The organism is Shouchella rhizosphaerae, assembly GCF_900142675.1.
In the GTDB taxonomy this organism is placed as follows: Bacteria; Bacillota; Bacilli; order Bacillales; family Bacillaceae_D; genus Shouchella; species Shouchella rhizosphaerae.
This window is the reverse complement of record NZ_FRBS01000004.1, coordinates 287,996-306,254: the sequence shown is the minus strand read 5'-3', so window position 1 is coordinate 306,254 and position 18,259 is coordinate 287,996. Positions and strand designations below refer to the sequence as shown.

The following is an 18,259-nucleotide window of genomic DNA, read 5'->3' as shown; positions in this document are numbered from 1 at the left end:
ATATCGTTTTTAAAGAATGGAAATGAACGGCCGTGCAACGATTGATCAAGAGATGCTGTCATACTGCTTGTTTTGCGTTTGACGACGGCGGATTGGCTATTAGCCGATCGTCGATGTTAGTAATATAAGGGAGGAATTCGGCGAGTGGGCACTTATTCCAAAGCAAACATGCTAGATTTGCTTGAAAAACTAGTAAATATCGATAGCGGTTCCTATGACAAAGAGGGAATCGACCGAGTAGGCTCGTTTCTTTATGAGCAATACAAAGCATTAGGGTTTTCAGCCGTTATCCATGAGCAAAGCACCTATGGGAACCACATGACGATCACCCATCAAGAAGCACGTGATCCAAACATTCTGTTGCTTTGCCACTTAGATACGGTTTTTCCAACAGGCACAGCAGCCAAACGCCCTTTTTCAATCAAAGGAAACCGTGCCTATGGGCCTGGGGTAGTCGATATGAAAGCTAGCCATGTTTCATTGCTTTCAGCTGTTTCTGCGCTAGCGGCAAACCATGATTCCGCCTTACAGAACATCGCCATTTTGCTGACGAGCGATGAGGAAATTGGCGCTCCTTCTGGAAGAAAGATCATTGAAGCCGAAGCAAAAGACAAAAAAGCAGTCCTCGTCATGGAACCGGCACGCAAAGACGGTTCCCTTGTAACAGCAAGGCGAGGCGGCGGTACTTATGTCATGAAAGTGAACGGAAAAGCTGCCCATGCAGGCATTGAACCAGAAAATGGGAGAAGCGCGATTGAGGAGCTTGCGCATAAAATCGTTGCCCTTCACGGGTTATCCGATCAAAAAGCGGGCACAAATGTCAATGTCGGCCTAATAAAAGGCGGGACATCCGTCAACACAATTGCCGACTATGCCGAAGCAAGCATAGACATCCGCATTTCTAAGCTTGAACAAGCAGCTGTTTTGGAGAAAAAAATACAGAGCATATGCAAGACTCCTACCGTAGAGGGAACAGCCATTGAGTTAATAGGCGGGATCACAAGACCGCCAATGGAACGGAATGAGCAGACGGTCGATCTGTTTAACGTGATCCAAAAGGAAGCACAAGCTCTCGATCTCACGTTAACGGAAACAGCGACAGGGGGCGGATCAGATGCCTCATTCACATCGGCATTAGGGGTTGCTACGATTGACGGCATGGGCCCTGTTGGCGGCAATCCTCATAGCGAAGAGGAGTATGTAGAAATCGATTCCCTTCAGGAGCGATCATTGCTTTTGGAACGGACGCTGGTTCGATTGTCCAAATGAATAGGAAAAATGGCATCAAGGAAACAGCAAAAAGCTGTTTCCTGAGGTTGCCAAGCTGCAAAAGAGAATGATAGATGCAACGTGTTTGAAGTCTAGATGTTTATTCTCTTTGCTATAACTAGACAAACGATGCATGTAGCGGAGGGGTGATGGGATGCCAACTATCAAAGATATTGCGAAACGCGCGAATGTTTCTACAGCAACCGTTTCTTATGTAATAAACAATACGAGGTATGTGAGCCCAGAAAAACGAGAACGGGTCGAACGTGCTATAAAAGAATTAAATTATGTACCCAATGCAGTCGCAAGAGGATTGCGTGTAAGAAGAAGCAAAGTGATTAGTTTAATTATTGCTGACATTGCAAACCCGTTTTACCCTGACTTGGCTAAAGCATGTGAAGAGACGGCTAAGAAAGAAGGGTATACAGTAACGATTATGAATACAAATGATGAACAAGGAAGCTTGCCAAAAGCCGTTTCGCAATTAAGAGAAGGCACTGTCGAAGGATTGATTGTCACAACTGCGTTAAACACGGATGTGCCTTTTCTCGAACAACTTTTACAAGAAGGGTACCCCATTGTTTTAGCCCATCGTTGCCCTGAAATGGACATTGATACCGTAATGGCTGACAATTTCCAAGGAGGCTTTGAGGCGGCCAACCATCTGATCGAGTTAGGCCATGCAAAAATTGCTTTTATGAGAGGGGTCCAACACTCGCCCATTGATGCTACACGTACCCTAGGATATAAAAAAGCAATGGAGCTAGCCGGTTTTCATATATTGGAGGAGTGGTTGCCAACTGGGTTAGCTAATTATGAAAAAAGCTATCAAGAATGTATGCGCTTACTTGAACTGCCAAAAGATAAACGGCCAACGGCGCTCATTAACATCGGCGATATCGGCGCACTTGGAGCAATTGACGCAGCTTCAGACAAAGGCTTGAGCGTCCCTGACGATCTTGCTGTCATTGGATTTGATGATTTATTTCTCGCTAACTTGCGCTCTGTCCAATTAACGACTGTGCGGATGCCCCGGTTTGAAATCGGGCAACGAGCAACCGAACGTTTAATTGAGAAGATGAAAAACCGAACAGATTCAAGGAAGCTTCAGGTGACGTTGCCTGTTGAACTGATTAAACGGAAAACATGTGGATGGAAAAAATAAATTGTAAGGGTTTACATTAGGGAGGTGATTGTTTACAATAATAAAAACGCTTACAAGAAAATCTAATCGATTAAATTGAACAGTAAGACTCAGAGTTAAAAGGAAATCTAATCGATTAAATGATCCTGAAAGGGGCTATTCATGTTTGATTTAACGGGAAAGAAAGCGGTTGTTACTGGAGGAGCAAGAGGATTAGGAAATGGGATAGCCACCGCCTTAGGGAACGCTGGCGCAGAAGTGGTGCTTATTGATATTTCGAATCAACTTGACCATATTGTCCAAGAATTAAAGCCACGTTTTAAAGTTCACAGTGTTTATGGCGATTTGTCTACATTTGCAGGCAGAGAAGAGGCGTTTCAAAAAGCAATTTCTCTATTAAACGGAAAAGTAGATATTCTTGTCAATAGCGCAGGCATTCATGATAGGCGTGCTTGCTTTGATCTCCCAGTAACGGATTTTAATAAAGTGATGGAAATCAACCATACTGCCGTGTACCATGCATGCCAATTTTTCGGAAAGACAATGGTAGAGCAGGGAAGTGGAAAAATGATCAACCTTGCGTCTATGCTTACATTCTTTGGCGGATTCAATGCCACTGCCTATGCAGCAAGCAAAGGGGCCGTTGGTCAGCTGACGAAATCGCTTTCAAACGAATGGGCTGGCTATGGTGTGCAAGTGAATGCCATTGCTCCAGGCTATATGGCAACGGAAATGAACAAGGATTTGTTAGAGGAAACAAATGAGAGGCTTCCGCAAATTAATGCCCGCATTCCTGCTCGGCGCTGGGGAACCCCAGAAGACGTAGGGGGAGCCGCAGTATTTTTAGCATCCGATGCAGCAAATTATGTAAGCGGTGTCATCCTGCCAGTCGATGGCGGGTATGCAGCCCGTTAGGGATAGTCTGGTAGGAAACATTAAGAAGGAGAGGAATAAATAATGAGAGCATCCGTGTTAAAAGCTTTAAAAACGATTGAGTTGGAAGAGCGGACCAAGCCAAAGCCAGGAGCAGGCGAAGTTTTGATTCAGATGAAAGCCGTCGGTATTTGTGGGTCAGACCTCCATTATTACGAGCATGGCCGCATAGGAGAGAGGGTCGCAAAGCCGCCATTTGTCCTTGGGCATGAATGTGCAGGCGTAGTTACAAAAGTCGGCCCAGAAGTAGCAGATTTAAACGTAGGCGACCATGTTGTCATTGAGCCTGGATTGCCGTGCGGCGAATGTTCTTCGTGCCGAGTAGGTCACTATAACCTTTGCCCAAAAGTATTGTTTCTTTCCAGCCCGCCTAATGACGGCGTATTGATGGAATATATATGCCATCCAGCTAAATTTACATATAAAATGCCAGAAGGCCTGTCGTTTGAATTAGCTTCTCTTGCGGAACCTCTTTCTGTAGGGTTGTACACAGCCCAAAAGACATCGATTCAACCAGGTTCGAATATCGTCATTATGGGAATGGGGCCTGTAGGATTGTGCATGATCCTTGCAGCCAAATGGTACGGAGCGTCCAACATTGTCGTCACAGACATCGAACCGTACCGACTAGAAATCGCCAAAAAGATTGGCGCAATGGATACAATTCAAGTCAACCATGAAGCAGACAGGGCTGGCCTTTTGGCTGAAGCCGATCGTTTAGGCGGGTTTGATATGGTCATTGATACGTCTGGTGCAGAAGCTGCATTTGATATGGCAGTGAACTTGCTAAAAAGGGGAGGCACTATCGGCGGAATTGGCTTTCCTGGAGGAGCAAAGTCTACGATTCCGTTGCTGAAGATGATGCAGAGGGAAATTGTTTACCAACCGATCTACCGTTACCGCCATACGTTTAAACATGCGTTGGCCTTATTGGAAAAGGAACAAGAAGCGGCCCAATTGTTATTGACCGATTTTTTCCCGATGAGTCAAATAAGCGCTGCATTTGACTACGCTGCATCAAATAAAGACAAAAGCATAAAAGTCATCATCCACCCAGATAAATAACGTAGAACAGAGGGGAGAATTGGTATGCCACTGCTTATTACAGCTGTTGGAGTTTTGGTTCTATTGCTTTTGATTATGAAGTGGAAAGTCAATACATTCATTTCACTGGCAATCGTTACATTTTTACTTGCAATTGCGTTAGGCATTCCACTTTCAGATATCGTTGGGTCGATTGAAAGAGGCCTAGGCGGCACATTAGCAAGTGTTGGCCTCATTTTCGGGTTCGGAGCAATTTTAGGAAAACTGATTGCAGACGGCGGCGGGGCCCAACGAATTTCAACAACGTTAATTGACGCTTTTGGTGAAAAACGGATTCAATGGGCGGTTGTTTTAACTGCTTTTATTCTCGGGATCGCACTCTTTTTTGAAGTTGGGCTTGTCCTTCTTATTCCGATTGTCTATCAAATTTCAAAGCAAGTGAATTTGTCGTTTCTCTATTTAGGGTTGCCCATGGCGACAGCGCTCTCCGTCACGCATGCCTTTCTCCCGCCCCATCCAGGCCCGACAGTTATTGCTGGAGAGTTTGGCGCAAATATCGGGATGGTGTTGCTGTATGGATTTATTATATCAATTCCGACCGTGCTGATTGCTGGCCCCCTGTTTACAAAGTATGCACGAAAATTTGTACCTGACGCGTTTGAAAAAGCGAACAAAGGCGGAATGGCAGCACTTGGCGACAGCAAACCGATGCCCCTTGAAGATACGCCTGGCTTTGCAAAAAGTGCGCTTACCGCTTTGTTTCCTGTTCTATTGATGGGAATTGCCACTGTCACGAGCCTTTTGCAAGAAGCAGCAAACCTCCCAGACCATTGGTTGTTTCATGTCGTTGCTTTTATCGGCATGCCGACTTCTACTATGTTTTTGTCCTTGTTGCTTGCTTTATATACAATGGGCATTTCCCAGAAACGGACAATGGCTCAATTAATGGAATCTGCTGAGCAGTCTGTAAAGGCAATTGCGATGATTTTGTTAATTCTTGGGATAAGCGGATCGTTAAAAGAAGTACTAATTGTAGGCGGAGTAGGGGACTATGTGGCGTCTCTCTTTATTGACAGTGCCTTATCCCCGCTCGTTTTGGCGTGGCTGATTGCAGCCCTTATGCGCTTGGCCCAAGGTTCTGCTACTGTTGCAGCCCTAACAACGGCAGGGCTTGTTATTCCACTCATGGAAGGAAGCGACGTAAACGTGGCCCTAATGGTGTTGGCAACAGGAGCAGGAAGCATTATTGCTTCACACGTAAATGACACAGGCTTCTGGATTGTCAAAGAATCGTTCGGTTTAACCATGAAAGAGACATTTGCCACCTGGACCGTGTTAGAAACAATTATTTCCGTTTGTGGGCTTCTATTCGTATTCATATTAAGTATTTTTGTTTAGTCAAAGGATATATACGGAGGGAAACATGAAAAACTTATTTGATTTATCAGGAAAAGTAGCCGTGATTACAGGAGGAAGCAGGGGAATTGGAAAAGGAATTGCAACAGGCTTAGCACATGCAGGTGCAGATCTTGTTCTCGTGCAACGTACTGAAAACCACTCGCTTAAATCAAAACTAGAAGAAGAAACAGGGGTGCGGTGCGAATCGATCCAAGCCGATTTAAGTAAACTTGAAGAAGTGAAGCAAGTCATTCCACAAGCGCTCGATAAAATGGGGAAAGTCGATATATTGATTAACAATGCAGGCATTCAGCGGCGTTCCCCTGCTGTTGATTTTCTGGAACAAGATTGGGATGCTGTGATGCAAGTGAATTTAAAGGCGGTTTGGATGTTGTGCCAACAAGCGGGCAAGCACATGCTCGCAAATGGACAGGGAAAAATCATTAACGTCGCTTCCCTGAATTCTTTTCAAGGCGGAATCAACATTCCTGCGTATGCTTCAGCAAAAGGAGCTGTCGCCCAGTTAACAAAAGCACTGGCGAATGAATGGTCGTCAAAAGGAATCAATGTAAATGGGATTGTACCTGGCTATGTCGCGACCGATATGAATGAAGCATTGATCGCCGATCCTGTCCGCAGCCGTCAAATTCTCGAACGAATTCCGGCAGGGCGCTGGGGCAGTGCAGACGACTTTGCCGGTGCAGCTATCTATTTGGCTTCTGATGCGTCTAGTTATGTGCACGGCCATTTGCTTGCTGTTGACGGCGGATGGTTAGGCAGGTAATCTCAGGGACGGCGGTTTTTCCGTCTTCCCATAAGAACATGCCGTCTCGCTTTCCGGTTAGCGAAGTACCGAAAAAGACTGGATCTCTGTTGGATAAACAGAGTCCAGTCTTTTTCCATTTCACGTTTATTCACCGATAATATGTTCATAAACGGAATCAATCGTTTGCATATTGGCTTGGTAGCCGTTATAAAGCCAGCTGCTTTTACCTGAAACTTCAAACACGTTGCCTTGTTCAACTGCTGGAATGCCGGACCAGATCGCTTCTGATTTCAATGATTCGATTGTATCTGGGTCGCCGTCTACAAGGAAAAGGTAGTCTGCGTCAAGTTCAGCCAACGCCTCACGGGAAATCGGATTCCAGTGGGCGCCAGCATCTTCAGGCAGATTCGCGATGGCATTGGCCGGTTCTAGCTCCAAGTCTTCAAAGAGCACGGCACCGCTAGCTACATCTGGCGCAACGACATAAAAATCGCCGCCAATCACCCAAACGGCAGCAACTTTGCTGTCGCCTATTTTTTCATTTAATGCCTCTTTTACTTCAGCAACACGGGCGTCGTAAGTAGCAAGCGCCTCAGCTGCCTTATCTTCTAAACCGAGCACTTCGCCGATTTCTGTTAACGCCGCCCGCCAATCATCGGCCGTTTCCTGGTCTAATACATAAGTAGGTGCAATTGAATTGTATTGTTCATAATCGCCGCTTTGCAAGCTAGTCTCCCCTGGCGCAAAAATCAAATCTGGTTCAGCATCCATGACTGCTTCGAGGGGAAGCACTGAATCAATTGGATCAATTCCTTCGAGGTATTCTTCTAAATACACTTGAGTGGATTCACGGCTGGCAACCGACCATTGGACAACAGGTGTCACTCCAAGTGTAACAAGAGGGTCCTCTAAGTAAGAGCCGATGATGCGCTCAGGCTTGTTAGGAATCGTGACTTCATTGCCTACTCCGTCAGTCACCGTCTTTGGTTCGGAAGCAGAACCAGCATCGGAACTGTTTTCGTTTTCGCTTTGGCAAGCGCCAAGTAATAATGCGGTAGCCATACAGGCTGTAACGAGATTGCGGGATTTCATTTTAATAGACGTCCTCTCTTGTTCGATCTATAAAGTATCATATTGAGAATCGTTATCAATGTCAAGCTTAAATAGAGATCTTTAAGCAAAAATGCAACAGCTACGTTATAATAACGGTAGGAAGAGAGAAGGATGGGGTAGGATGAGTGTTGAAATTAGCAAACTAGAAAGTGTAGGTCGCTATATTGGTCAGTTGGCTAAACTGATGGTAGACACTGTAGACGGCGGAGCTTCGATTGGCTTTATCGCCCCTATGGAAAAACAAGAGGCAGAAGCGTATTGGCAATCGCTTCAACTCTCAGAGCATACCCATGTGTGGGTGGCCTTAGCAGATGATAACGTAATGGGAACGATTCAACTTCACCTCGTCGACAAAGCGAATGGTCGCCACCGTGCCGAGATAGCCAAGCTCATGGTCGCTAACAAAGCGAGGCGGCAAGGAATAGGCCGGAAATTGCTTGCCGTTGCCGAAAAAACAGCAATGGAACATAACCGGACGTTGCTCATCCTAGATACGGAAGAAGGCGCGCCCTCGAATGTATTGTACAAAACAAGTGGCTATACGTTTGCAGGGACGATTCCCCAATTTGCCCAAAATCCTTATGGTGGCTTACGAGGGACGAATTTGTATTACAAGCATTTACCAAATGGCGATTAACTAGGAGGTGTGCGCCGTGGCGTATTGGGTGCGCGTTGCCTTTATTTTTGCAGGAATTGTCATTTGGCCGCTCAGTGACAAGACGCAACTTGTTGACCCGCTGTTTTGGCTCACAAGTGGATTGATATTAGGCGGTCTGCTTTCAGAACCGCTATGGCGGCGCCCCATGTGGCTATATAGTTTGCTGACAGCCATAGCGTGCGTATACATATTGTTAGCTGGAATGGACGCAGCTTGGCTCGTGCCAATATTGCTGGCTGTTTATCCATTTGCACGAACAAGTAGTGGACAATGGCAGGCAAGCGCCTTGCCAAGCGCTTTAGTGGCTGCGTCGATTTTATGTAGCCCAACGGGTATAGCGGCTACGTTTGTCTGGCTGCTGACTACGGTTATTTTGTTTTATATGATGTGGCAATTTGCCTTATGGCAAAGGCAAAACCGCCAGCAACAAGAAAAAATAGATGAACTCCAATACGAGCAGAAACAACTGCGTCGCCGTTTTCTTGAACATGAAGATGCCGCGAAGCAGCGGGAACGTACACGGATTGCCAGAGACGTTCATGACTCCGTCGGCCATCAGCTTACAGCGCTAATGATGCAGCTGCAAGTCGCAGAGATGAAGGTCCAAGATCCGGTAATCGCAGAGGCAAAACAAACCGCCCGGACAGCGCTCGCAGAAATGCGCAGTGCAGTTAGAGCACTGGAAAGTGAAGAAGAGCGGGGCGTAGCGATGATTATTCGCCTCATTCGCAAGTTAGAGGCAGAGGGCCATGTTCGCGTCACGTTTACAACAGAAGCTGGAGCTCTGTCTGTGCCGCTCTCAGAGGAACAGAACGTGGCGCTATACCGATTTGTCCAAGAAGGATTGACGAATGCCATGCGTCATTCTTATGCCAAAGAGATTGATGTCCACTTAGCAGTTGTCGGCAAACGGACGTATGTAGCGACATTAAAAAATGAAGCAGAGCCAGAAGCGGTTCGTGAAGGATTTGGGCTGACGCAGTTGCGCAATCGATTTGAACAGTTGCATGGCTGGTTTCGGGCAAGCAATGAAGACGGGATGTTTATAGTAGAAGGTGCTTTTCCGATAGAAAGGACGACGGCAATTGAAAACGATTCTTTTAGCTGAAGACCAACAAATTGTCCGCCAAGGTTTGAAAATGATGATCGAGCATTCTCAACGTTATCAAGTGATTGAAGCTGAGAATGGACAAGAGGCTGTTGATTTAGCTGGCCGCCATGTCATTGACCTTGTGCTAATGGATGTGCGTATGCCTGTGATGACAGGCATTGAAGCGACAAAGCGGCTGATTGAACGGGATCCAAATGTGAAAATCGTTATGTTAACGACGTTTATTGATGAACGTTATGCGATTGAGGCACTTAAAGCTGGAGCAAAGGGCTATATATTAAAAGATGCCGATATGGAAAGTTTGTTTGCTACGATTGAAAAGGCACTTTTAGGCGAACTCGTCTTAGATGGCCAAGTGGCGGCAAAGGTCATGCCAAAGCTTCTGCAGCACTCAGCTCCGCAGGAGAAAGAACAGATTCCACCTTTAGCTGAGCGGGAAAAAGAGATCATTCGCCTAGTGGGGCAGGGCCGCAACAATGCGGAAATCGCTGCTGAACTTTATTTAAGTGTAGGGACAGTTAAAAATTACATTAGCCAATTGTTTATCAAACTAGGGGTGCGTGACCGGACACAGCTAGCCATTTTTGCAGTCAAACATGATATTTAACAAGCCGTGCAAAAAGCCGAAATGGGCATAAGCACGGCTTGTTGCCCCTTGTCTCCAAAAAGATGACTTAAGTCATGTAGGGGATAAGCACTTTATGACCGCAGTGAATCGATATAACGAAGCAGCACGCGTATGATAATAGTGACAAGGGAGGGAAAAGAATGCTGGAACTAGAAGGGGTTTCAAAGAGCTTTGCTGCAGTAGAAGCAGTAAAAAATGTCCATCTCCATGTACGGCAAGGGGAAGCCGTTGGCCTGCTTGGTCCAAACGGAGCGGGCAAATCGACGTTAATTGACATGTTGACGACACTAACAAAGCCGACAGCAGGGGAGATCCGGTTTGAAGGCAAGCCAGTCGCAAACCAGTTGAAGCCATTTCGTAACCGAATTGGTGTGGTGCCTCAGGAAATCGCCCTGTTTCAAGAATTATCGGCGGAAGAGAATTTATTGTTTTTCGGGAAGCTTTATAAACTTGAAAAAGCTGCTTTAAAACAGCGGGTAGCCGAATTATTGGATTTGATGGAATTGACAAATCGAAAAAAAGAACCTGTGCGGACGTTCTCAGGGGGAATGAAACGACGTTTAAATTTAGCCGTCGCCCTCATCCACAAGCCTGAGTATTTAATATTAGATGAACCAACGGTAGGCATTGATCCACACTCGCGCCGGCATTTGCTGGATTTTATTAAAGACCTCCAGGAACATAAAGGGCTGACTATTTTATATACAAGCCATTACATGGAAGAAGTCGAGTTTTTGTGCAATCGCATTTATATTGTCGACCGTGGCTCTGTCATTGCAGAAGGCACACAAAGCGAAATCAAGCGGATTATTAGCCCTCAATCCACTTATGAGCTAACAGTTGCTGTGAAAACGGCGGAATTAAAAGAACAGCTAGCCAGCCATGAACATGTGCAGGCCTTAAAGGAGACAGACGAAGGCTACCGCATCGTTTCAGCAAAAAACAATTTGTTTCCAACGCTTTTGCATATGGTTGAAGACAGCGGTACTACTGTAAAAGGCATCCATATCAAGCAGCCGACGCTAGAAGATGTATTTCTGCACTTAACTGGCCGGTCGTTGCGGGATTAGGAGGCATATATGTTTTATATAGGAAAAGACGCAAAACAGCTTTTAATGGACAAAGGCGCGCTGGTCACGATGTTGTTCATGCCTCTCGTGCTTATTCTAATTCTTGGTTTTGCCCTAGGAGACGCGTTTACAGGCATGCCGGAAAAAATCGACGTCGCTATCGTTTCAGATGAGACACTTGCGGACGCGGTACAGCGTTTTTCTGACGAGCTGGATGATTGGCCTGCCCAAGAAAAAACAGCCGTTTTAGGCTTAGCTGAACAGCTGTCTGTTCCAGAATTATTGATTGAAACCGTTGAGAGCACAGAAGACTTGGACAGCATCACGTTTCATTATGAAAATGAGCTCAGTGAAGCAAGGGACAAGGATTATGCTGGCGTTCTGCATATTGGCGAAGGCTCCCGGGCGCAAATATGGGAACAGCAATTTCTCGGGGGCGGGGAATCGACTGGCACGTTCACTTTTTATGCCAATACAAGCGAGCCGCAGCAAGCAGCGATTGTCGAGGCAATTATGAAACAGTTTATCGACCAATTTTATGCACAGACAGCTTTGGCAAACGCCGGTCTTGAATCAAGTATGTTAGAAGGAATCGGAGACGTTATTTACCAAGGCAGTCAGCCTATATCGGCATTTGAATATTATATGTTTGCAATGGGCGTCATGTTTGTGTTCTACACAGCCGGATTTATGGCATCGTATGCGTATATGGAAAAGAAAACATCGGTTTACGCTCGGCTCATTCTCGCCAATGTCTCACAAGTAGGATATTTAGTTGGCAAAGGCGTGACGACCGTTTTCCTTGTACTCATTCAATTGATGTTAATCTTTGCCGTCAACTTGGCTTTATTTCGAATCGAAATTGGCAATTGGCCTGGGGTATTGCTCATTTCGCTCATGCTTGGCATCGCTGTCGCCAGCGTCGCGTTGCTCATCACCGCGATTCAGTTTCGCTTTCGCTCTGAAAAAGTCGCAAACCAATTTATGTTTTTTATCATCACCATTTTTGCGTCTGTCGGCGGCAGCTTTTTTCCAGTCAGCGACTTGTCGCCTTTATTGGCGCAGCTAAGCCAATGGACGCCAAATGGCCGTGCGCTAACTGCCTTTTTACAAGCAGCTCAAGGGGCGGCTCTTGAAGAGATACGTCCAGCTATTCTTATGCTTTCTGGATTTTCATGTCTATGTTTTGCAATCGCTTGGCTGTTTTTTCCGCGGCAAGGAGGTGCGGAATCGTGAAAGCTGTTCTTTACCAATTGGTTCGAGATGTCATCCGCAACCCAGTTGAATTGGTATTTATGCTTGGCCTCACGATCATCTTTGCGCTTATTGCAGGGGGCACGAGCGGAAGCAACGCGCAAGTCGTGCATGTGTTTTCAACGGAATTAAGCAAGCCAGAATTACAGGACTTAGCAACGGATTGGGAAGAAAACAACTGGAATGTGCGTATCGTTTCCGAAGAAGAGGCAATGCAGCTTCTGAGCAAGCAGCAGGCAGACGGCGTGATTGAGGCAGGGGAACTCGACTATACGCTTCATGCCGCCTATGAAGGCTCGACATTTGTTCCACTTATACAAGCAGAACTTAACCATTATTATGCAAACAAACGCTTAGCCAAGGCAGGAGTAACGGATATAGTCGATGAAGGAAGCTTTGCTATTAAAACGGAGCCGATGCAAGAAGGAACGAATTTTGACCGCTCGTTGCAAGCGCTATTCGGTTTCGCACTCTACTTTGCTATTTTTACAATGAGCTTTTCAATCATGAGTTTGCTCAGGCAAAAAGAAGAAGGGATTTGGAACCGGCTCATTTTAGCGCCAGCTTCCAAAACAGCTTTATATGCTGGCAATCTTTTATTTTCATTTTTGCTCGCTTACGTGCAAATTTTCCTTTCACTCGTCCTGTTTAACGTTGTTTTCGGTTACGACTATTATGGAGGCTTCTGGAAATTGTCGCTTGTTCTTATCCCATACGTGTTTGCAATTATGGCGATTGGCTTACTGCTTAGCGGCATTGTCCGTTCAAGCCAGCAACTAAATGCCGTCATTCCCCTTGTCGCAACCGTATTCGCTATGATTGGTGGCGCCTTCTGGCCGCTAGAAATTGTCCGATCCGAAACGATGCGTGCCCTCTCGTATTTGAGCCCAATTAGGCATGCGCTAGACATGATGAAAGGAGCCACATACCAAGGCGCAAGCCTAGCCGAATTTTTATTGCCGACATCTGTGCTGTTGTTTATCGGACTAACCGTAACAGGAATTGGCATTCGGCTGATGGAAAGAAAAGCACTCTAAGAAAAAATACGTTTAAAAACGGCTGAATCCTGTTGCAAAGAGGAAGAGGCCGTTTTTTTATATCTTTGACAGAGCGGTTTTTTAAGTGAAAAGCAACACCAAAAATAGAAAGAAAAAACCTAAAACCAAATTCAAATAGCGCCATTTCCGATCCTTTTCCTTAAAAAACAAGAACACAAAATATAAAAACAAAATCGCCACAAAGAAGGTTGAGGCTAAAGGCGTTGAAAGAGTAAGCGATAACAAGCAAAAGGTTACAATTAACAACCTAAACAAGTAATCTACTATTTTCACTGTTATACAGAACCTCCTGAACGATGTATCGTTAAAAAAGTGCGAGTTTTTTAAGTCTAACAAATTTATGTGGAAAAATGAACGGAAGCTTTGTCCTAAAACGATGAGATTATTCTTAGTTCAGAGCGGAATATAGAAATGCAGTCCTAGTTTGGGCGCGTTGTTATTTTAATTCAATCGCAACGCTCCCATTTAATTATGGCGGGATAAAAAAGCGCTTTTTCTATAAAAAATTGAATAGACGATTTCGAACAGTTGTTTTAAAATAAAATGGAATGAATAGCCATTTTTTTTAGACGGAAGGATGAAACCACCAGGGGGGAGGATGGCCGATGGCCGATCAAACCGAAATAGCCAAGCTCCACTATGAAATTAGCCAAATGCGGGCGCAACTTTTCCAGACAGAAGCGCAATTGGAGCGATTGCGGGCGGCCAAACAAGCGCTTGTTTCCGAACAAGCGACTCTTCACGACCATAAAAAATGGGGGAGCGAACCAGAGCTAGACCATGATGCGTGGCGCGGCCAAGCCGAATCGACGCACGATGACATTCGCCGCCATATGCAACTGGCTTACACGAACGTACAAGACGAAACGGAACAACTGATGCGCGCGATTGAAATGGAAACGAGGCGGCTCCAAACCACGATTGCCTCTTGCCAAATCGTGATCGACACAAAACAACAATCGCTTCAAACATTAAAAACGGCGAGATAGGAAAGGAGAGAGAATCGATGCCTGAAATCAAAATCGACGAAGGCTCCGTGCTCAGCGCTTTAAGCGAAACCGGGGAACAGGCCAGCTATTCTGTGTCGGATCACGAGCCTGCGATCCATACGTCGTCGATGGCCTTTCTCCATTCATTGCTGGAAGTAGAAAGCGGGTATGCCGACCAATTCAATCGTTATTTGGACGTCGTGAAAAACGTACAAGCAGAAACAAAAGAACTCGTTCAAACATACGGAGTTGTAGACAAGATGCTGGCAAGCCGCCGATAATAGAGAAAGGAACAGACGGATGAACACACTTGACGTACAAGAAGTACTCGATGCACTTGACGAAATCGTGGAACGAAAGCTTCACGATCAAGCCCAGCTCGAACGCTTGCAGGCCAGCATCCAGAAGATCATCCACCTTGATTCCCTGCAAGGTGAAGGGGGCGAAGCAATCAAAGACCATTTTGCGACGCTCCATCTCCCTGTATTGGCGGCGTTCCAGCTTTTCATCGGCCAATACATCGAACAATTGAAGCAAATCCGCTCGAATCTGCTCAACTTTGAAAGCAGCTCCGCCCTGATTCGGGAAGAATTTCTCGCCGATGTCAAAAACGGCCTAGACCGAGTCGAGCGCTATGCGATCGCAGACGCGACAGCGATTAAGTCGATTCGCGCTTCCATCGCCGACCTATTGCCACTGCCCCCGTTCTCAATGGAACCGATCCTTCGCTACGCCCAACAAGGCAAAGACCATGTCCGTGTAACGGCGGAAAGGCTTGGCAACTTGGACGAAGCCAACGACACGGTGCTCGCAAGCGCAAAAAGCACCTTGCAAGAACTGACGACTGTCGTCAGCCAAGTAGCCAGCTGGACCAGTGGCGGCGTGATCGCCTCCCCAGAAACGCAGGCGGAGATCGATGCCAATATGGAAGAGCTGTACCAAAATGTCGTGACACAAGCGCTTATACAGGCGCCTACGCCCCGCTATACGGTAGCCTGAAAGCAGCTAACTGGTATTACTTGAACCATTTCCCTGTCAATGCCATGATAAGCAATGAACAGGCGCTGCAAGCGTGCCGAGCGCCATCGATGAGAGCAACCCATGCCGTTACCCCGGCATATTTCCCGTTATTTGCGCGCCTATCGACTTTGCCGGCAAACGCGACCGTCTCGCCGGCGATCCTGACACGGCAACTGAAACAGCTGGTTCCGATCCAATACCAGTGGTACCAAGCCCAGCTCCGTACCCAAGCGATTCAAACGGACACGTCGCAAGTGGTCACCATACCAGAATATATGTTTACGGATCAAGAAGTCGCAGCTATCAACACGTATCTTGAGAACAACCCTCCGAACGAGGAGAGATTGAATGAAAATCCCATTGTTACTGGAGTGGTCGACTTTTTCTTCGGTGACTTCCTCACGCTGGCCGACCCAGAAGCTTCGCTTGGGGAGAAAGCCTTGGCAACGACGTTTATTTTAGTGAAGCCAGCGAAAGTGGGAGAAGTAGTATATGACTTGTCGAAGGCGAGGAAGGTGAAGACTGGGGGGAGTGGCAATAGACGGGTATCTGATGATATCATTAGGGATGGTAGTCATTTGGGCAAAGATGGTACATTAAAACCTAATGTTAAGTATCAAGCCGGTGAATATAATTATCAATATAAAACAGATGAATTAGGAAGACTAACTGATTTTAATGCGGATGACTTAAAGTTAACAAAACGTGATAATAGATTGTCTCATAAGTCTAATACACCTGGAAAAGAACCTGGAGACCACGCAGGACACCTAGCGGCGGATAGATTTGGAGGGTCTCCAGATTTAGATAATATTGTATCTCAATCAAGTAGTGTTAACTTGAGTAAATACAAAAAGTTAGAAAACCAATGGGCTAAAGCAATAGAAGAAGGAAAAGATGTTTCAGTTAATGTTAAAGTTAATTACGAAGGAAATAGTTTAAGACCGAGCAGCTTTGATATAGAGTATGAAATAGATGGTCGTATGAGGTTTACAAGTATAGGGAACTAGGGGTGATAATGTGAAGGTATTTGAGGACTATTTTTCAGAGCTCCAAGCAGACATGGTAGCTATTTGTTTAGAGTATGTCGATAATAAAGCAGATGAAATCTTTATTTATTGTTCATATGAACCTAAAATGTATGTTTTTGATTTTTTCTATAAAATTAATGGAGAGGTTGTTCATAAACATCAACTAAACGAGGCTGTAAAAGAATTGGATAGTCAACACAATCACGTTTACGATGTTTCGAGAGAAAGACAGAAGGCTGCATTAAGAATAGGAAATCAAAATTTAAAGCTTATTCATAAAAAATGTGAAGAGTTCAATCAAGACATGCCAACAGAAATGAAATTGTATTACAATGTAAAGAAAAATAGCTTAAAAGGAAAATATAGATATGATTTAGTGTATTCGATTGATGACGAACTCTTACCGGATGATATCTTTGATTTATGGTTCGAAGAAGTGAAGAAAAATAATTAGTAAAACTAGACCTTGACTGGCTTAAGCCTTTCAAGTTTTCCTTATTTGAGGGGCTACCTAGTGCTGAATAGTTTATTTTTATGCAGTGAGTATGAGTAATCTATGTAAGTAAGACTTAAATTACGTTTTTACGAATCATACAGTACGTATAACTTTTAAAATGTATCCTCGGTTTTCAGATAACTTAATAACATCAGCAATAGGTGATTAAAACTAAACTGTTATTATACATTTAGAAAAATAACTCTAGTTTCTATAAGACACAAGCTTCGTATGGTTTTTAAATGGATGGGGCGTGTCAAAAGGTTGATTGTTAAAGGTTAACATACTATCGTATACACGGATCGACCAACGATGCCCGTGTTGGCGCCTATGGGATCGCGTATAAGAATAACATTAGCCTTATTTGATCCAGCAGCCGACTTTTTCTTCGGGGACTTCATCACGCTGGCAGACCCAGAAGCTTCGCTTGGGGAGAAAGCCTTGGCAACGACGTTTATTTTAGTGAAGCCAGCGAAAGTGGCCGAACTAGGATATGACTTGTCGAAAGCGAGGAAGGTGGAGACTGGGGGAAATGTTAAACCAGGAGATAAGAGTTCTCTTGCATCTGGTGGTGGATTGGCTGCACATGAGGTAAAAGGTGGGCATTTGATTGAAAGACATGTTGGAAAAACTGATGAAGAATTATTAGAAAGAATAAGAAATAATACTAGAATTAATGGCTCTTCTACTTTTAAAGATAGGGCTATTGCTGAGAAAGTTGCTAGTGAGGTCTTAAACGATATAAATAACAAAAAGATTGAATCTTGGCTAAGTAATCCTCAAAGTAAGTCAAACTTAGTCTTGACTTATGAAGGAACCGAAGTCATTGGACGTGGAGTAAAAAGAGGTTCTACAACTGTTGAAAATATGACAAATGCTAGAATTGTCTTGAAAAAAGGATGGAGAAGGGAATTATATTCTAACTGGCTATCCAAATTAATACTAAAGGGTGAGATGTTATGTTGTCTTCTAACAAACTAGAAGAACCAGTTTTTCAGTTCTTGGCTGGAACTTTTCATCAAGATATTGATTCTCCAGATGAAGCATTACAAGAATTATTAACAGAGGAAAGTAAAGAGTATCTGGAATTTGCTATTATCTTTTTAACAGATTTTATTGAAAGTGAGTATTCAGATATCGAAAAGAATGAATACATTCAGTCTTGTGCAGATGGTGTGTACTTTCCCGCTACAGGTTTAGAACCACTTCAGTGGCTCTATCAAGTTATTGAACAAATAAAAGATGCTGTTAAAACAAAATAACATTATTATAAAAGA

The 18,259-nt window shown here is 44.8% G+C and carries 20 protein-coding genes; 19 read left to right on the top strand and 1 reads right to left on the bottom strand.

The window, feature by feature from the left end; all coding sequences use genetic code 11:
* Positions 1-144: 144 nt before the first annotated feature.
* The 6 genes from BUC05_RS13245 (at position 145) to BUC05_RS13220 (ending at position 6,572) form a co-directional block, all read left to right on the top strand.
* Positions 145-1,269 (top strand): M20 family metallopeptidase, encoded by a 1,125-nt coding sequence (locus tag BUC05_RS13245; protein ID WP_084140055.1) that lies wholly within the window; start codon positions 145-147, stop codon positions 1,267-1,269.
* A gap of 154 nt (positions 1,270-1,423) precedes the next feature.
* Positions 1,424-2,434, top strand: coding sequence for a LacI family DNA-binding transcriptional regulator (locus BUC05_RS13240; RefSeq protein WP_051881230.1), 1,011 nt, complete (start codon positions 1,424-1,426; stop codon positions 2,432-2,434).
* 141 nt (positions 2,435-2,575) lie between these two features.
* Positions 2,576-3,328 (top strand): SDR family oxidoreductase, encoded by a 753-nt coding sequence (locus BUC05_RS13235; protein WP_035204829.1) that lies wholly within the window; start codon positions 2,576-2,578, stop codon positions 3,326-3,328.
* Positions 3,329-3,370: 42 nt separating this feature from the next.
* Positions 3,371-4,411: an NAD(P)-dependent alcohol dehydrogenase gene (locus BUC05_RS13230; protein WP_011245894.1), complete on the top strand. Its 1,041-nt coding sequence runs from the start codon at positions 3,371-3,373 to the stop codon at positions 4,409-4,411.
* A 24-nt stretch (positions 4,412-4,435) separates the two neighbouring features.
* Positions 4,436-5,788 (top strand): gluconate:H+ symporter, encoded by a 1,353-nt coding sequence (locus BUC05_RS13225; RefSeq protein ID WP_011245895.1) that lies wholly within the window; start codon positions 4,436-4,438, stop codon positions 5,786-5,788.
* Positions 5,789-5,813: 25 nt separating this feature from the next.
* Positions 5,814-6,572 (top strand): glucose 1-dehydrogenase, encoded by a 759-nt coding sequence (locus tag BUC05_RS13220; protein ID WP_073304970.1) that lies wholly within the window; start codon positions 5,814-5,816, stop codon positions 6,570-6,572.
* Between the two features lie 126 nt (positions 6,573-6,698).
* Here the strand turns inward: BUC05_RS13220 and BUC05_RS13215 are convergent, their stop codons facing one another.
* Positions 6,699-7,646 (bottom strand): ABC transporter substrate-binding protein, encoded by a 948-nt coding sequence (locus BUC05_RS13215; RefSeq protein WP_035204831.1) that lies wholly within the window; start codon positions 7,644-7,646, stop codon positions 6,699-6,701.
* A gap of 142 nt (positions 7,647-7,788) precedes the next feature.
* Here BUC05_RS13215 and BUC05_RS13210 point away from each other — a divergent pair, with 142 nt between their 5' ends.
* From BUC05_RS13210 to BUC05_RS13150, 13 genes are all read left to right on the top strand, one after another.
* Positions 7,789-8,304: a GNAT family N-acetyltransferase gene (locus BUC05_RS13210; protein WP_011245898.1), complete on the top strand. Its 516-nt coding sequence runs from the start codon at positions 7,789-7,791 to the stop codon at positions 8,302-8,304.
* Between the two features lie 16 nt (positions 8,305-8,320).
* Positions 8,321-9,433, top strand: coding sequence for a sensor histidine kinase (locus BUC05_RS13205; RefSeq protein ID WP_050748949.1), 1,113 nt, complete (start codon positions 8,321-8,323; stop codon positions 9,431-9,433).
* Positions 9,411-10,043: a response regulator transcription factor gene (locus BUC05_RS13200; protein WP_073304967.1), complete on the top strand. Its 633-nt coding sequence runs from the start codon at positions 9,411-9,413 to the stop codon at positions 10,041-10,043. Before BUC05_RS13205 ends, BUC05_RS13200 begins: the two co-directional genes overlap by 23 nt.
* A 161-nt stretch (positions 10,044-10,204) precedes the next feature.
* Complete coding sequence (locus BUC05_RS13195) at positions 10,205-11,134, top strand: ABC transporter ATP-binding protein (RefSeq protein WP_011245901.1); 930 nt, start codon at positions 10,205-10,207, stop codon at positions 11,132-11,134.
* Between the two features lie 9 nt (positions 11,135-11,143).
* Positions 11,144-12,370, top strand: a complete 1,227-nt coding sequence (locus BUC05_RS13190; RefSeq protein ID WP_011245902.1) for an ABC transporter permease — start codon at positions 11,144-11,146, stop codon at positions 12,368-12,370.
* A complete protein-coding gene (locus BUC05_RS13185) occupies positions 12,367-13,425 on the top strand; it encodes an ABC transporter permease (protein ID WP_051881231.1) in 1,059 nt (352 codons plus the stop codon). Before BUC05_RS13190 ends, BUC05_RS13185 begins: the two co-directional genes overlap by 4 nt.
* 626 nt (positions 13,426-14,051) lie before the next feature.
* Entirely contained in the window at positions 14,052-14,435 is a 384-nt protein-coding gene (locus tag BUC05_RS13175) for a DUF5082 domain-containing protein (RefSeq protein WP_073304964.1), read from the top strand.
* 17 nt (positions 14,436-14,452) lie between these two features.
* Positions 14,453-14,716, top strand: a complete 264-nt coding sequence (locus BUC05_RS13170; protein ID WP_073304962.1) for a YwqI/YxiC family protein — start codon at positions 14,453-14,455, stop codon at positions 14,714-14,716.
* Positions 14,717-14,735: 19 nt separating this feature from the next.
* The gene (locus tag BUC05_RS21755; protein ID WP_244153310.1) at positions 14,736-15,434 is read left to right on the top strand and encodes an LXG domain-containing protein; all 699 of its coding nucleotides are present in this window, start codon (positions 14,736-14,738) and stop codon (positions 15,432-15,434) included.
* A gap of 89 nt (positions 15,435-15,523) precedes the next feature.
* The gene (locus BUC05_RS21750) at positions 15,524-16,465 is read left to right on the top strand and encodes a DNA/RNA non-specific endonuclease (RefSeq protein ID WP_244153309.1); all 942 of its coding nucleotides are present in this window, start codon (positions 15,524-15,526) and stop codon (positions 16,463-16,465) included.
* A 10-nt stretch (positions 16,466-16,475) separates the two neighbouring features.
* On the top strand, positions 16,476-16,940 hold the full coding sequence (locus tag BUC05_RS13160; protein WP_011245907.1) for a hypothetical protein: 465 nt from the start codon (positions 16,476-16,478) through the stop codon (positions 16,938-16,940).
* Positions 16,941-17,294: 354 nt separating this feature from the next.
* Positions 17,295-17,963 (top strand): RNase A-like domain-containing protein, encoded by a 669-nt coding sequence (locus BUC05_RS22150; RefSeq protein ID WP_302466543.1) that lies wholly within the window; start codon positions 17,295-17,297, stop codon positions 17,961-17,963.
* Positions 17,942-18,244, top strand: coding sequence for a contact-dependent growth inhibition system immunity protein (locus tag BUC05_RS13150; RefSeq protein WP_073304960.1), 303 nt, complete (start codon positions 17,942-17,944; stop codon positions 18,242-18,244). Before BUC05_RS22150 ends, BUC05_RS13150 begins: the two co-directional genes overlap by 22 nt.
* Positions 18,245-18,259: the final 15 nt, after the last annotated feature.